Source organism: Kosakonia pseudosacchari (assembly GCF_015167415.1).
GTDB lineage: Bacteria > Pseudomonadota > Gammaproteobacteria > Enterobacterales > Enterobacteriaceae > Kosakonia > Kosakonia pseudosacchari.
This window is the reverse complement of the sequence record NZ_CP063425.1, coordinates 4,518,228-4,533,491: the sequence shown is the minus strand read 5'-3', so window position 1 is coordinate 4,533,491 and position 15,264 is coordinate 4,518,228. Positions and strand designations below refer to the sequence as shown.

Here is a 15,264-nt window from a genome sequence, read left to right as displayed (position 1 = left end):
ATTCATGAAACAAACACAGCGTCATGACGCAATTATTGAACTGGTTAAACAGCAGGGATACGTCAGTACCGAAGAGTTAGTCGAGCAATTTTCCGTTAGTCCACAAACGATTCGCCGCGATCTGAACGATCTGGCGGATCAGAATAAAATTTTGCGTCATCACGGCGGCGCGGCGCTGCCATCAAGCTCGGAAAACACCTCCTGGCACGATCGCAAAGCGACGCAAACGGCGGAAAAAGAGCGTATCGCCCGCAAAGTGGCGGAACAGATTCCCAATGGCGCTACGCTGTTTATTGATATCGGCACCACGCCGGAAGCGGTCGCTCATGCGCTGCTCAACCACAGCGATTTACGCATCGTCACCAACAACCTGAACGTCGCCAATACATTAATGAAGAAAGACGACTTTCGGGTGATTCTGGCAGGTGGCGAACTCCGTAGCCGCGACGGCGGCATTGTGGGTGAAGCGACGCTCGATTTTATTTCTCAATTCCGCCTTGATTTCGGCATCCTCGGCATTAGCGGCATCGATGCCGATGGCTCACTGCTGGAGTTTGATTACCATGAAGTGCGCACCAAACGGGCGATTATTGAAAACTCGCGCCATGTGATGCTGGTGGTGGATCATTCGAAGTTTGGTCGTAACGCGATGGTCAATATGGGGAGCATTAGCATGGTTGACGCGGTTTACACCGATACCATGCCACCCGCCAGCGTAGTGCAGGTGATTACCAGCAACAACGTGCAACTGGAGTTGTGCTAAACCGCCTTGCGGCGGTTTTTACACCCCGTAGCCCATAATCTTCAGCAACTGTTGTGCATGCTGAACCGCATCCTGGCGATGGGCGACGCCGAGCTTCTGATAGAGGTTGCGGATATGGGTTTTAATGGTCGTCGCCGCGACAGCCAGCTCGCCGGCAATTTGTTCATTGCTGTAGCCAGAATAAATCAGCCCCAGCACCTGCCACTCGCGCTGGGTCAACGGGCTGGTGCGGATCAGTTCCGGCACTTCCGGGTGAGTGAGCAGCCGTTCGACAAAATTCTCATCAAAATGCGCGAACTTGTGGCGGTGATGCTGATTAATGTCGCGCAAAATCCGCTGGGCGCGGTGCTGATCCAGCTCCGGCAGCGTGTTGAGCTGAATTAACTGACGCAATTGCTGCGCCATCGCTTCACCTTCAATCACGAAATGACTGATAAATCCGGTGCGGTTAGCCAATTGTAATGCTTCGAGCAACACCCGCTGCGCGTCATTTTTGCGTCCGGCCTGCCAGTAAAGCTGGTTCAACAGCAACAGGTTGCGGTTGATATCGCTCATCAGACGCAGGCTGCGTGCGTTTTCATTTAATTCCTCAAGCACCATTTCCGCCGGGTCGAAATCGCCGAGCAGGATCTGCGCGCGGGCAATATTGCGCCACTGGCTTTGGAGGAAGTGGTTATTGGCAAATTCTGGTTTAGGCGTCTGACGCAGCCACTGCGCCGCCGCTTTTTTATCGCCGGTCATTTGCCAGTAGATCACCCGCACTTTGTCGGCGTTCGACACCCAGTCACTATGATACTGACCATTGCCGAGCAGGTTTTCTAACCGGTGCAGGTGGCTGCGGGCATTATCGAGATCGCCACGCGCCAGCGAGTTTTGCACCAGTAACGCCAGGCACTGCAACTGCTGCTGCGGCTGCAGGGCGGAAAGCACCTCCATACCCTGACGCGCCGCCGCTTCGGACTCGTCCAGCCGCGCCCATGCCCACAGCAGTTGCGCGCGGATGCGCAGTAAAAATTCATGCATCGGCAACTGTTCAAGATGCTGCTCACGGATCAGCGTGAAGGCCTTCTCTTGCATCTCCCAGGCCGCTTGCAGGAAGCCCTGGGCGAACAAAATTTCGCTTTGCTGGATAAGGCTCCACAGCGCGTAGTGCCAGACGTCGTGACGACGCGCCATCTGCTCGGTTTGCTGCATCACCGACAGCGAATTGGTCAGCTCACCTTTGCAGTGCAACACTTCGCCGTGTACCGAGGTGGCCACGATGCGGCTGTAGTAATTGGCCAGCGGCAACTCTTCGAGCGCCACCATCGCCAGCCGTTCGGCTTCCACCGGGTCACCATCGTTGATAGCCACCTGGGCGCGTAAGGCGTTGAAATCGCCGTGCAGCGAGGCGTCCATTTGCGTGGTCATCTCCTGTTCGGCGCGCGCCAGCAGGGTGTTCACTTCGCTGTAGCGGTGCTGGCTTTGCATCAGCCAGGCCTGTAACAGTACCAGCCGTGGGTTTTCCAGCAGGCTTTCCCACGGCAGGGCTTTTAGCGACTCTTCCAGCACGCTCAGCTCGCTGTGGTTGAACAGCCCCCATGCGTGATGCAGCAGAATATCGCGCAGCATAATGCCATCGCCCGCCGCCAGCGCATGGTGAATGGCTTCGCTCGGGAAGCCTTGCGCCATCCAGCTTTCCGCTGCCGCGCGGTGAATATCCGGTAACTCTGTTGCCAGCTCCCACTGGCAGCGCTGGCGCAGGAAGCTGCCAAATAGCGGGTGGTAGCTAAACCATTCGCCGGAATCATCCATCCGTTGCAGGAACAGGCCCTGGCGCTCTATCTCTTCCAGCCGCATCTGTCCGTTCTCTTCGCCGGTTACGCGCACAATAAGCGCATCGTTCATTGAACGCAGCAGCGCGCTTTTCAGCAGGAAATGACGCGTATCGACATCGACATTATCCAGCACTTCATCAACCAGATAATCCGAAAGATGGCTGGCGTTAATGCCCGCCAGACGACGCGCGGACTGGTGCGGTGCGCTGTGGTTTTGCCGGGCGGAAAGCGCGATAAGCTGGAGCGCCGTTGCCCAACCGGCTACGTCGTCGCACAGGCGGCTACTCTCTGCCGCCTCAATCGGTGAACTCAGGCGGCAGTCAAAGAACTGTTTGGCTTCCTGGTGGGTAAAGGCAAGCTGGTGGCTGCCAATCTCCAGCAACTGCTCGCGCACGCGAAGATTCGCGATACCTAACTGCGGCAAGTTGCGCGACAGCACAATCAGCGTCAGGTTTTCTGGTTGATGGCGTAAGAAAAAGCGCATCGCATCGTGGATCACCGGGTTGGTGACGAGGTGGTAATCATCAATCACCAGATACAACGGACGCTGCCATTCGGTCAGCTCAATAAACAGTTGTGAAAAGAGCGACGGCAGGCTGGCGTACTGGCGTTTTTGCGCCATCACTTCGCTGCTGACGCAATGCCCGCCCGTCGCCTGCTGAATGGCGGCGATAAAATAGCTGGCAAAACGCTCCTGCTGGTTGTCGCCTTCATCCAGCGAAAACCAGCCCACATCATTCTTGCCCGCCGCCCACTGGGAAATGAGCGTGGTTTTGCCGTAACCCGCAGGGCTGGTGACCAGCGCAAGCCGATAATTGTTGGCGCCGGAAAGTTTAGCCAGCAGCCGTTCGCGCACCACCGTGTGGTCGAGACGAACCGGGCGACTTAATTTGGACGGAATCAACATAGTTATCACTTCACTGTGCGAAAAAACGGAGGGGACGATTTTTTTTGCGCTTCGTAATTAATAGTAATAAGGTCGGCCAGATGAAGAAATATTGCAAGTTATGTCCGAATCTGGCGATTGTGAATTTGCACCATGTCACATTTCTATTTATGTCGTGAATAAAGAAAGCACAATAATGGCAAAAGAGGGGGAGGCAGGACTGGCGGGCGATGCAGGCCAGGTTGTTAAATACAACTGGCAACTATAAGGTCTTTATAAGAAATATTAAGACATTGGCTGACATAAACGCACAAATAGCAAAAAACGAACACGTCCGCGCAGCGAAATATTATTTCGCCAAATTTTCACCAACCAGCCATATTTATTCTCTCCGAAACGTCATTTCATTTTTCCCGGCCGCGCGAGGATTCTTTCACCACCGGTTGCCGTTTTATTGATTGAAAAATGTTCAAAAAAGACGCTACTTTTAAGTGGCGGCGATCACACTTTTCGCTCATCCCCGCTACTCCTCCCCGGCTAATCCCTGGCAGGATGAGGAACTCAGTTACCGAGCCAGGCACACTAGCGCAAACGTCGATTTACTTCATTACAGGACCCGGATTCTTTATGTCAAAGCCAACGTTTAATAAAGCGGAATTTGAAACGGCTCTTACGCGCCAGTGGCAGCGTTTTGGAGTGCAGGCCGCGAGTGACATGACAACCCGCCAGTGGTGGCAAGCAGTCAGCGGTGCGCTGGCAGAACTGCTGGCGGCGCAGCCCGCACCGAAAGTGGTGAAAAAGCAGCGCCACGTCAACTATATCTCAATGGAGTTTTTGATTGGTCGCCTGACCGGCAACAACTTGTTGAATCTGGGCTGGTATGAGGGCGTTGGCGAGGTGTTGAAGCACCATGACATCAATTTGACCGATCTGCTGGAAGAGGAGATCGATCCGGCGCTCGGCAACGGCGGTTTAGGGCGTCTGGCGGCCTGTTTCCTGGATTCGATGGCGACCGTTGGTCAGTCAGCCACCGGTTACGGTCTGAATTATCAATACGGCTTGTTCCGCCAGTCTTTTGTTGACGGGCAACAGCATGAAGCGCCGGATGACTGGCACCGCCGCAGCTACCCATGGTTTAGCCACAACGAACAGCTGGATGTGCAGGTGGGGATTGGCGGTAAAGTCAGCAAAGAGGGGCACTGGCAGCCTGCTTTTACGCTGATCGGCGAAGCCTGGGATCTGCCGGTCATCGGCTATCGCAACGGCATTACCCAGCCGCTGCGCCTGTGGCAGGCGACGCACGCGCACCCGTTTAACCTCACCAAATTTAACGATGGCGATTTCCTGCGTGCCGAACAAACCGGCATTGATGCGGAAAAACTCACCAAAGTGCTCTACCCGAATGACAACCACCAGGCGGGCAAAAAGCTGCGTCTGATGCAGCAATATTTCCAGTGTGCCTGTTCGGTGGCTGATATTCTGCGCCGCCATCATCTGGCCGGGCGCAAGCTGGCGCAACTGCCGGACTATGAAGTTATTCAACTGAACGACACGCATCCGACGATTGCCATTCCTGAGTTGCTGCGGGTTTTGCTCGATGAACATCAACTGAGCTGGGACGATGCGTGGGCGATCACCAGCCGCACTTTCGCCTATACCAACCATACGTTAATGCCAGAAGCGCTGGAGTGCTGGGATGAAACGCTGGTGAAAGCGCTGCTGCCGCGCCATATGCAAATCATCAAGCAGATCAACGACAAGTTTAAAGTGCTGGTTGAGAAAACCTGGCCAGGCGACAAAGCCGTGTGGGCGAAGCTGGCGGTGGTGCATCACAAACAGGTACGCATGGCGAACCTGTGCGTGGTTGGTGGGTTCGCGGTGAACGGCGTTGCGGCGCTGCACTCGGATCTGGTGGTAAAAGATCTGTTCCCGGAATACCACCAGTTATGGCCGGGCAAATTCCATAATGTCACCAACGGTATCACCCCGCGTCGCTGGATCAAACAGTGCAACCCGCAGCTGGCTGCGTTGCTTGATAAGACGCTGAAAAAAGAGTGGGCCAACGACCTCGACCAGTTGATTAACCTGGAGAAATACGCCGACGACGCGGCGTTCCGTAAACAGTACCGCGAGATCAAACAGCACAACAAACAGCAACTGGCGGCGTTTGTGAAAGCGCGTACCGGCATCGACGTTAACCCGCATGCGCTGTTTGATATTCAGATCAAGCGCTTGCATGAGTACAAACGTCAGCATCTTGGCTTGTTACACATTCTGGCGCTGTATAAAGAGATCCGCGAAAACCCGCAAGCCGACCGCGTGCCGCGCGTGTTCCTGTTTGGTGCGAAAGCCGCGCCGGGTTACTACCTGGCGAAAAATATTATCTATGCCATCAATAAAGTGGCGGAAGTGATTAACAGCGACGCTAGCATTGGCGACAAACTGAAGGTCGTTTTCCTGCCGGATTACTGTGTTTCAGCGGCGGAAAAATTGATTCCGGCGGCGGATGTTTCCGAGCAGATCTCCACGGCGGGCAAAGAGGCCTCCGGCACCGGCAACATGAAGCTGGCGCTGAACGGCGCGTTAACCGTCGGTACGCTGGACGGTGCTAACGTCGAGATTGCCGAACAGGTGGGCGAGGAGAATATCTTTATCTTCGGTAACACCGTCGAGCAGGTGAAAGCGCTGAAAGCAAAAGGTTACGACCCGCTGAAGTGGCGCAAAAAAGATAAGCAACTGGATGCGGTGCTGAAAGAGCTGGAAAGCGGTAAATACAGCGATGGCGATAAACACGCCTTCGACCAGATGCTGCATAGCATTGGCAAACAGGGCGGTGACCCGTATCTGGTGCTGGCGGATTTCGCCGATTATGTGGCGGCGCAGAAACGTGTCGATGTGCTCTACCGTGACCAGGAAGCCTGGACGCGAGCGGCGATCCTGAACACCGCGCGCTGCGGGATGTTCAGCTCCGACCGTTCGATCCGCGATTATCAAACCCGTATCTGGCAGGCGAAACGCTAAGGAAGGGTAATGGAGAGTAAACGTCTGGAACAGGCCGCGCTGGCGGCGGGGATCAGCCCAAACTACATCAATGCGCACGGTAAACCGCAATCCATTACCGTGCAAACCAAGCGGCGTTTGCTGGATGCGATGCATCCCGCGCCTGTGGCGGCGGTCAGTGCGCCGCCGGTGCCTGTGGTGCAGGTGTTTATCCATGGCAAGAAAAAAGTGCTGCCGGTTGTTGGTAAAGGCGATTTCCAGTGGCAACTCACCACGGAAACGGGCAAACAGTACCAGGGCGATGTGCGCGGCGGGGCTACTTTAGCGCTGCCAACCGGGCTGGCGCTGGGTTACCACACGCTGACTGTGACGCAGAAAAATCAACACTGGCAGTGCCGGGTCATCATCGCGCCGGCGCGTTGTTATGAACCGCAGGCGCTGCTCGACGGTAAGAAACTGTGGGGCGCATGTGTGCAGCTTTACACTCTGCGTTCTGAGAGTAACTGGGGGATTGGCGATTTCGGCGATCTGAAAAAGATGCTTGGCGAGGTGGCCAGCCGCGGCGGTGCGTTTATCGGCCTGAACCCGATTCACGCGCTCTATCCGGCGAACCCGGAGAGCGCCAGCCCGTACAGCCCGTCATCGCGCCGCTGGTTGAATGTTATCTATATCGATGTGAATGCGGTGGCCGATTTCCGCGATAGCGAAGAGGCACAGGCCTGGTGGCATCTGCCCACGACGCGCGAAACACTGCGGGCCGCGCGCGATGCACAATGGGTGGATTACGCCACCGTCACGGCGCTGAAACTGGAGGCGTTGCGCATGGCATGGCAGCGCTTTCGTCTGCGTGCAGAAGATGATGAACAGGCAGCAGCGTTCCGGCACTTTGTGCAGCAGGAAGGCGACAGCCTTTACTGGCAGGCAGCGTTCGATGCCATTCACGCCAACCAGGTGAAGGAAGATATGCTGCGCTGGGGCTGGCCGGTGTGGCCGGAAGGATACCAGAACACGCGCAGCCCGCAGGTGAAAGCCTTCTGCAAAGAGCATGAGGATGAGGTGAATTTCTACCTCTGGCTGCAATGGCTGGCTTACACCCAGTTCGCCGAGTGCTGGCAAACCAGCCAGGGTTACGCGATGCCGATTGGTCTGTACCGCGATCTGGCCGTGGGGGTGGCGGAAGGGGGCGCAGAAACCTGGTGCGATCGCGAGTTGTATTGCCTGAAAGCTTCCGTTGGCGCGCCGCCGGATATTCTCGGCCCGCTGGGGCAAAACTGGGGTTTGCCGCCGATGGATCCGCATGTGATTCACGCCCGCGCTTATGCGCCATTTATCGATCTGCTACGCGCCAATATGAAAAACTGCGGTGCGCTGCGTATTGATCATGTGATGTCGATGTTGCGTCTGTGGTGGATCCCGTATGGTGAAACGGCCGATCACGGCGCGTATGTGCAGTACCCGGTCGATGACTTGCTCGCCATTCTCGCGCTGGAAAGCCAGCGTCATCAGTGCATGGTGATTGGTGAAGATCTGGGAACCGTGCCGGTGGAGATCGTCGGTAAACTGCGCAGCAGCGGCGTCTACTCTTACAAAGTGCTCTACTTCGAAAACGATCATGAAAAAACGTTCCGCGCGCCGCAGGCGTATCCGCAACAGTCAATGGCGGTGGCGACAACGCATGATCTTCCTACGCTGCGCGGCTACTGGGAAAGCGGTGATTTGACGCTCGGTAAAACGCTGGGGCTCTATCCGGATGAAGTGGTGTTACGCGGGTTGTATCAGGATCGCGAACTGGCGAAACAGGGGTTGCTTGATGCGCTTCATCAGTACGGTTGTTTGCCGCAGCGTGCCGGACATAAAGCATCGCGCACGCCAATGACGTCGGTGCTCAACCGTGGAATGCAGCGCTATATCGCCGACAGCAACAGTGCGTTGTTGGGGTTGCAACCGGAAGACTGGCTGGATATGGCCGGGCCGGTGAATATTCCGGGCACCAGTTACCAGTATAAAAACTGGCGGCGGAAGCTGGCGGTGTCGCTGGAGGCGATGTTTGCCGATGAAAAGGTCAATAAGTTATTAAAAGATCTCGACCGGCGTCGCAAAGCGGCGGCAAAGCGGAAATAAAAAAGGCCCGGTTATCCGGGCCTTTTTACGTGTAGTGACTGAATTAAACCACCATGCCCAACAGCAGGCAGCCAACCAGACCGCAAACCGAAATGATCGTTTCCAGCGCCGACCAGGAGCGCATGGTCTCGCCGATGGTCAGGTTGAAATACTCTTTGAACAGCCAGAAACCCGGATCGTTAACGTGAGAGAAAATCACGCTACCGGAACCGACCGCAATCACCATCAATTCCGGGCTCACGCCGGTGGTGGCAATCAACGGCGCCGCAATACCGCCCGCCGTGATTGCCGCAACGGTGGCGGAACCCAGCGCGATGCGCAGCACTGCGGCAATTGACCACGCCATAAACAGCGGAGAGAGATTGGTGGAATGCATCATTGAAGCAATGTATTTATCGACACCGCTATCAACCAGAACCTGTTTGAACGCACCGCCACCGCCGATGATCAGCAGCATCATGGCAATGATTTTGATAGAGCTGGTCAGCGTTTCGTTGATGTCGTCCATTGAACGGCCACGGTTCAGACCGAAGGTGAATACCGCAATCAGCACCGCAATCATGGTTGCCATGACCGGGTCGCCGAAGAACTCGGCGTAAGGCAGCAGCGCGTGGCCTTTCGGCAGCAGCATTTCTGCTACCGCGCGCAGCGCCATCAGGATCACCGGCACCAGCGATGTCCAGACGCTGACGCCGAAGCCCGGCATCTCTTCTTCGCTGAAGGTTTTCGCGTTGTAGAGGCCATCCGGGATCGGTTTATCAATGCTTTTCAGGAAGCGGGCATAGACCGGGCCAGCAAGGATAACAGTTGGGATACCGAGCAGCGTACCGTAGAGCAGCGTTTTGCCCATATCGGCATGGAAAATGGTCGCAATCGCCGTTGGGCCGGGGTGCGGTGGCAGGAAGCCGTGCGTCACGGACAGCGCTGCTGCCATCGGCACACCAACGTACAGTAACGGAATACGTGCGGATGCCGCGATGGTGAACACCAGCGGCAGCAACAGTACGAAGCCGACTTCATAGAACAGCGCGAAACCGACGGTAAAACCGGTCAGCACCACCGCCCACTGAATGTACTGGCGACCAAATTTTTCGATAAGTGTGGTGGCGATGCGCTGTGCGCCGCCGCAGTCTGCCAGCAGTTTGCCGAGCATGGCGCCAAAGCCCATGATCAGCGCAAGGCTGCCCAGCGTACCGCCGACACCATTTTTAATCGATTTAATAACGGCATCGAGCGGCATGCCCTGCATCATCCCCACGGCGAGCGCCACAAGGATCAGGGCGATAAATCCGTTCAGTTTGAAGCGGATCATTAACAGGAGTAAGAGAGCAACACCGATAGCGACTATGACTAATGGCATGATTTACCTGGCCTTTAAATTGTTATGGGTAACGTCAGTGTTTCTGGCAACCGCTGAAAATTCCCGAAAGAGGAAGGAGCGAGCTGCGGCACCGTTGCGGCTGACATCCATTGCTAAAAATTGTAGTCGGATGTTTTTTAAGTTGTCGGTGCTGGCAAGAATGATACGGGTAACATCCATCAAAAGAGAATCACTCTGGCGATCTAAATGTAAGATCTGAGACGTGCGTCATATTAACGCCGGGAAACTAACCATCTGTGAAAAGGGAAATGTGAGGGGAGAGATACGGGTAACACAAGTTTAACTCTGTAGACCCGGCAAGCAGAACGCCGCCGGGCAATCTACAGCAGAAAGCAGGCTTAGTAGTAAGAGTGCTCGCCGCGCTGGTGCTCGGTCAGATCGCGAACGCCTTTCAGCTCCGGGAACTCGGTCAGCAGTTGCTTTTCGATACCCTCTTTCAGCGTCACGTCGACCATCGAGCAACCGTTACAGCCGCCGCCAAACTGCAGAATGGCGTAGCCTTCATCGGTGATCTCCATCAGCGAGACACGGCCGCCGTGGCCAGCCAGCTGCGGGTTGATTTGGGACTGCAGCAGATACTCCACGCGCTCCATTAGCGGTGCGTCGTCGGACACTTTACGCATTTTTGCGTTCGGCGCTTTCAGTGTCAGCTGCGAACCTAACTGATCGGTAACAAAATCGATTTCCGCATCTTCCAGATACGGCGCGCTCAGCTCATCGACATAGGCAATCAGTTGTTCAAATTTCAGCGCGGTGTCGGTGGCTTCAACCGCGTCCGGCGGGCAATAAGAGACGCCACACTCAGCGTTGGGCGTGCCTGGGTTAATCACAAATACGCGGATTTGTGTCCCTTCTTCCTGATTTGCCAGCAGTTTGACAAAGTGCGCTTGGGCAGCGTCGGAAATACGGATCATAGCAATGGCCTAATAGTTGACTATTTTACTTGGTTATAATACGCCCATCATCGAGGGTCTACAAGGTTCGACACAGGCACCAGACCTGAACAGTTGCTGCGCCGCGGCGTAAAAGCAGCCGGGTGATTTCCGCAACGGTGCTGCCGGTCGTGACGACATCATCCACCACGACGATATGGAGACCGGTAACAGGCAATTCAAGACGAAAGGCATTTTTCAGGTTCTGCTTGCGCAAACGGGCATTGAGTTGGTGCTGTACCGGTGTCGCCCGCACCCGGCGCAGCGCGGCAGGCTGATATGGAGTTTGTAACCAGTGCGCCAGCGCCCGGCACAGGAGATCGCTTTGATTGAACCCTCTGCGCCACTGGCGGCGCGCATGCAGCGGTACGCTTAAGATCATATCCGGTGTCTGCCAGTTTCCGCAGCGGCGTGCGTTTAATACCGCTAACAGCAGCAGACGGGCCAGTGCGCGGGCAATTTCCGGGCGAGGCAAAAATTTAAACTGCTGCACCAGCGGGCTAAGCGGTGGCGCGTAACGACTGACGGCAATCAGCCGCTGCCAGGGCGGCGGTTTTTGCAGACAGCGCCCGCAGGCAATGTCGTCGCGAGCGGCGGGTAAGCCGCACAAAGGGCAAACTTTTTCGCGCACTTTCATGGCGCGCGTGCAGCCGGAACAGATCCCCCACTGGCTCAGCATCAATGGCATTCGACATAGCCAGCATAAGCCTGGCACTGTTAGCATGTGCCACCTCCTTGTGTGAAAGAAGAGAACGATAGCTGATGAAGAACATCTGGTGGCAAACCAAAGGCGAAGGAAATTGTCATCTTGTGCTGCTGCACGGATGGGGGCTGAATGCTCAGGTCTGGGATTGCATTACGCCGGAACTGAGTTCGCACTTTACGCTGCATGTAGTGGATCTGCCAGGCTATGGCAGAAGCGAAGGGTTTGGCGCACTGGGGCTGTCACAGATGGCGGATATCGTATTATCTCACGCACCCCAACGGGCGATATGGCTGGGCTGGAGCCTGGGCGGGCTGGTGGCGAGCCAGATTGCGTTGCAATCACCTGAACGCGTGAGGGCGTTGGTTACGGTTGCCTCATCGCCCTGTTTTAGCGCGCAGGGTGATTGGGCGGGAATCAAGCCTGAAGTGCTGGCTGGTTTTCAGCAGCAATTGAGTGAAGATTTTCAGCGTACCGTTGAACGTTTCCTGGCACTGCAGACGCTCGGCACCGAAACCGCAAGGCAGGATGCGCGTGAGCTTAAAAACGCGGTGTTGTCGCTTCCGATGCCGCCAACGGAAGTGCTGAACGGCGGGCTGGAGATTTTAAAAACGGTGGATTTACGCGACGCACTTGGCGGGCTGACGCTACCGTTTTTACGTATGTATGGCCGTCTTGACGGGCTGGTACCGCGTAAAATTGTGCCATTACTGGATGATATGTGGCCGCAGAGTGAGTCGTTGATTTTCCCGAAAGCGGCACATGCGCCGTTTGTTTCCCATCCTGCGGAGTTCTGCGAGGCGTTGTTGGCGCTGAAAGCCAGGCTTGTTTAACGCAGCGCCCACCACTCGCGAGAGCAGGCGCTTTTCCCTTCCGGGCACTGCTTGCAGCTACCGGTTAAGCAACCGGTAGCCTCTTCCTGAATACGCACCGCTTTACCCATGGCTTCCATGCGACCGAGCATGGCGTCGATCATCGCACGCGGCGTATGCAGCGCGGTGCTCAACTGCTGAGCCTCCATCCGTCCTTGCAATGCCAATAGATCACGCACTTCAATTAACGACGCCATGTTGCTGCTCCTTAGTGACAATCGCCCGCCGGGCTGTCGCAGCAGCTGGCAACGGTTTTACGCGTGGCCAGCAGGTTGACATCCACCCGGCTTCTGGCGCGGCGAAGGGCGCTAATGACCACCACATTAAACAGCAGAACAGCCAGAATGCAGGTCAGGCTGTAGACCGGATGATCGCTAAACGTTGCTGTCTGGTAAAAGAGCGTGGCGAGCGAGTAAGCGATATTCAGCCCCCACAGCACCGAGAAACCCATCCAGCCACGGCTGGATTCGCGGGCGATGGCACCCATCGCGGTGATGCACGGTACGTAAAGCAGCACAAAAATCAGGTAGCTGTAAGCGGCTGCCGCACTGCCAAATTTTTCGCTCATCACGCCCATGGTGCCGGTCGCCATTTCACCGTCGCCTTTGCTGGCTTCGATTGGGTTAGCCAGTACGCTCAGACTGAACGTCTCTTTCACGCTTTTCGCCGTCTCTTCCAGAGCGGCAATCAGCTCACCTGTCAGGCTGAACTCCGCCGGGTTAAAGGCTTCCTGCTCAATATTTTCCGCCGTGTAAAGCGAGTTCAGCGTACCGACGACCACCTCTTTCGCCATGGCGCCCGTGACAAGACCCACGGTGGCTTGCCAGTGATCGCCATGCACGCCAATCGGCTCCAGCAGCGGGGTAAATACGCGACTGACAGAGGCCAGCGCGGATTCATCAATTTTGTGTACGGTACGGCCGTTCAGCGAGAAGCTGTTCATCGCGCTGAGAAAAATACTGACGATGATAATCACTTTCCCTGCGCGGATGACAAAGCCTTTCAGACGCTGCCAGGTTTGCAGCAACAGGCTTTTCAGATGCGGAACATGGTACACCGGCAGTTCCATCACAAATGGCGAGGCTTCGCCGCGCAGCAGCGTATGTTTCAGCACCAGGCCGGTCAGGATCGCCATCACGATACCAATCACATACAGCGAGAAGACGGTGAGCGCCCCTTGCTGGCCGAAAAAGGCGGCAGCGAAAACCGCGAAGATGGCCAGACGCGCGCCGCAGGACATAAATGGCGCCATCATAATGGTGATCAAACGTTCACGCGGAGCGTCTAACGTACGCGCGCCCATCACTGACGGTACGTTGCAGCCGAAACCGACAATCAGCGGTACGAAAGATTTGCCCGGCAGACCCAGCGATTGCATCAAGCGATCCATCACAAACGCGGCGCGAGCCATATAACCGGAATCTTCAAGAAAGGACATAAACAGGTACATCATGCCGAGCTGCGGCACCAGCGGCAGCACAGTGTTGACACCGCCGCCAAGCCCTTGCGCCAGGAACACGGTCAGCCATTCGGGGAAGTGCAGCGTATAACCCAGCCACTGAATACCGTGAATAAAGATGGCGACCGAGCCTGCGTCGAAAATGGGCTGGAATGCGCCGCCGATGTTAATGGCAAACAGAAACATCAAATACATGACGAACAAAAAGATCGGCAAACCCAAAAAGCGGTTGATAATGATGCGGTCAAGTGCGGCGGTGAACTGGCTTGGCTCGGCAGTGAGCGTGTTGCTGACGGTATCGCAAATCGCCGCAATCGACTGGTAGCGAGCATCAGCAATATGCAACGCAGGGTCGTCCATTTCCGTTCCCAGTCGAGCGAGCGAGGCAGCCAGGCTCTGTTCGTTTACGCCAGAATTGGCGCGGCTGTAAATATCACCTTCGAGCATTTGCAGACCCATCCAGCGACGTTGCTGCAACGGCACATCATCGGCCATTTGCTGCGCCAGCACGTCTGCTTCGCGGGAAAGGGGCTGGGCGTAATGCACCAGTTCAACATTGTCGTTGTGTTGATGGCGGTCAACAGCCAATTTAAGCGCTTCAATCCCGCGGCCGCGTGTGGAAACCAGCGGGATCACCGGGCAGCCCAGACGTGCGGCAAGGCCGTCGATATCAATGCGGACTTTCTGCTTTTCGGCGATATCCAGCATGTTGAGGGCGATAATGCACGGCACGCCCAGCTCCAGCAATTGCAGCGTCAGGTAGAGGTTGCGCTCAAGATTGGATGCATCAACAACGTTGATCACCAGATCGGCGTCACCGCTTAAAATGTAATGGCAGGCGATCTGCTCATCCAGCGAGGTTTGCGCGGAAATGGTGGTGAGCGAGTACGTTCCGGGAAGATCGACCAGCGTGACCTGGTGGTTGGTCGTGTTGAACTGGCCCTCTTTGCGCTCAACGGTTACGCCGGACCAGTTTCCCACCCGCTGACGCGCGCCGGTGAGCTGATTAAATAACGTTGTCTTGCCAGAATTAGGATTACCAATTAAGCCAATGGTCAATTTTTTCATTTTTACGTAGCACTCTTTATAACGACTGGCTGATTAACGAGAAACCGCTTCCAGTTCGAGGAACGCGAGATCTTTTTTCCGTAACACTAAATTAACGCGGCGGGTTTCTATATGAATCGGGTCACCCAAAGGGGCGACGCGAACCACATTAAAAGAGGAGCCGGGCAACATCCCTAATGACAGGAGTTTCTGCCGCCAGGCCGGGCTTATTTCTTGGGAGAAACCGGTAATTTTCCACGCACTGTCTGGAGAGAATTGCATA

The 15,264-nt window shown here is 55.7% G+C and carries 11 protein-coding genes; 4 read left to right on the top strand and 7 right to left on the bottom strand.

Annotated elements, in window-relative coordinates:
* The first annotated feature begins 4 nt into the window (after window positions 1–4).
* A complete protein-coding gene (locus IP581_RS21600; protein ID WP_017459542.1) occupies window positions 5–763 on the top strand; it encodes a DeoR/GlpR family transcriptional regulator in 759 nt (252 codons plus the stop codon).
* An 18-nt stretch (window positions 764–781) separates the two neighbouring features.
* Here IP581_RS21600 and malT read toward each other — a convergent pair whose 3' ends face one another.
* Window positions 782–3,487, bottom strand: coding sequence for an HTH-type transcriptional regulator MalT (malT, locus tag IP581_RS21595; protein WP_097399920.1), 2,706 nt, complete (start codon window positions 3,485–3,487; stop codon window positions 782–784).
* Window positions 3,488–4,093: 606 nt separating this feature from the next.
* Between malT and malP the strand changes: the two genes are divergently transcribed.
* Window positions 4,094–6,487, top strand: a complete 2,394-nt coding sequence (gene malP / locus IP581_RS21590) for a maltodextrin phosphorylase (protein WP_193821324.1) — start codon at window positions 4,094–4,096, stop codon at window positions 6,485–6,487.
* A gap of 9 nt (window positions 6,488–6,496) precedes the next feature.
* Window positions 6,497–8,587: a 4-alpha-glucanotransferase gene (gene malQ, locus IP581_RS21585; RefSeq protein ID WP_193821323.1), complete on the top strand. Its 2,091-nt coding sequence runs from the start codon at window positions 6,497–6,499 to the stop codon at window positions 8,585–8,587.
* Between the two features lie 43 nt (window positions 8,588–8,630).
* Here the strand turns inward: malQ and gntT are convergent, their stop codons facing one another.
* From gntT to gntX, 3 genes are all read right to left on the bottom strand, one after another.
* The gene (gntT, locus tag IP581_RS21580; RefSeq protein WP_017459537.1) at window positions 8,631–9,947 is read right to left on the bottom strand and encodes a gluconate transporter; all 1,317 of its coding nucleotides are present in this window, start codon (window positions 9,945–9,947) and stop codon (window positions 8,631–8,633) included.
* Window positions 9,948–10,306: 359 nt separating this feature from the next.
* Complete coding sequence (gene nfuA, locus IP581_RS21575; RefSeq protein WP_017459535.1) at window positions 10,307–10,882, bottom strand: Fe-S biogenesis protein NfuA; 576 nt, start codon at window positions 10,880–10,882, stop codon at window positions 10,307–10,309.
* A gap of 58 nt (window positions 10,883–10,940) precedes the next feature.
* A complete protein-coding gene (gene gntX, locus IP581_RS21570; protein WP_193821322.1) occupies window positions 10,941–11,624 on the bottom strand; it encodes a DNA utilization protein GntX in 684 nt (227 codons plus the stop codon).
* A gap of 38 nt (window positions 11,625–11,662) precedes the next feature.
* Here gntX and bioH point away from each other — a divergent pair, with 38 nt between their 5' ends.
* Window positions 11,663–12,436 carry a pimeloyl-ACP methyl ester esterase BioH gene (bioH, locus tag IP581_RS21565; RefSeq protein WP_193821321.1) on the top strand — a complete coding sequence of 258 codons (774 nt, stop codon included), beginning with the start codon at window positions 11,663–11,665 and terminating at the stop codon, window positions 12,434–12,436.
* On the opposite strand, the gene feoC is transcribed toward bioH, so the two are convergent.
* The 3 genes from feoC to feoA are packed head-to-tail and all read right to left on the bottom strand — an operon-like array spanning window position 12,433 to window position 15,263.
* Window positions 12,433–12,672, bottom strand: a complete 240-nt coding sequence (gene feoC, locus IP581_RS21560; protein ID WP_086872719.1) for a [Fe-S]-dependent transcriptional repressor FeoC — start codon at window positions 12,670–12,672, stop codon at window positions 12,433–12,435. The two genes, bioH and feoC, sit on opposite strands and share 4 nt — an antisense overlap.
* Window positions 12,673–12,683: 11 nt before the next feature.
* Window positions 12,684–15,002 (bottom strand): Fe(2+) transporter permease subunit FeoB, encoded by a 2,319-nt coding sequence (feoB, locus tag IP581_RS21555; RefSeq protein ID WP_193821320.1) that lies wholly within the window; start codon window positions 15,000–15,002, stop codon window positions 12,684–12,686.
* Window positions 15,003–15,035: 33 nt separating this feature from the next.
* Window positions 15,036–15,263 carry a ferrous iron transporter A gene (gene feoA, locus IP581_RS21550; RefSeq protein ID WP_017459530.1) on the bottom strand — a complete coding sequence of 76 codons (228 nt, stop codon included), beginning with the start codon at window positions 15,261–15,263 and terminating at the stop codon, window positions 15,036–15,038.
* Window position 15,264 lies beyond the last annotated feature (1 nt).

Coding starts and splice junctions, on each gene's coding strand:
- IP581_RS21600 (WP_017459542.1), top strand. CDS start 5: ATGAAACAAACACAGCGTCATGACGCAATTATTGAACTGGTTAAACAG.
- malT (WP_097399920.1), bottom strand. CDS start 3,487: ATGTTGATTCCGTCCAAATTAAGTCGCCCGGTTCGTCTCGACCACACG.
- malP (WP_193821324.1), top strand. CDS start 4,094: ATGTCAAAGCCAACGTTTAATAAAGCGGAATTTGAAACGGCTCTTACG.
- malQ (WP_193821323.1), top strand. CDS start 6,497: ATGGAGAGTAAACGTCTGGAACAGGCCGCGCTGGCGGCGGGGATCAGC.
- gntT (WP_017459537.1), bottom strand. CDS start 9,947: ATGCCATTAGTCATAGTCGCTATCGGTGTTGCTCTCTTACTCCTGTTA.
- nfuA (WP_017459535.1), bottom strand. CDS start 10,882: ATGATCCGTATTTCCGACGCTGCCCAAGCGCACTTTGTCAAACTGCTG.
- gntX (WP_193821322.1), bottom strand. CDS start 11,624: ATGCTAACAGTGCCAGGCTTATGCTGGCTATGTCGAATGCCATTGATG.
- bioH (WP_193821321.1), top strand. CDS start 11,663: ATGAAGAACATCTGGTGGCAAACCAAAGGCGAAGGAAATTGTCATCTT.
- feoC (WP_086872719.1), bottom strand. CDS start 12,672: ATGGCGTCGTTAATTGAAGTGCGTGATCTATTGGCATTGCAAGGACGG.
- feoB (WP_193821320.1), bottom strand. CDS start 15,002: ATGAAAAAATTGACCATTGGCTTAATTGGTAATCCTAATTCTGGCAAG.
- feoA (WP_017459530.1), bottom strand. CDS start 15,263: ATGCAATTCTCTCCAGACAGTGCGTGGAAAATTACCGGTTTCTCCCAA.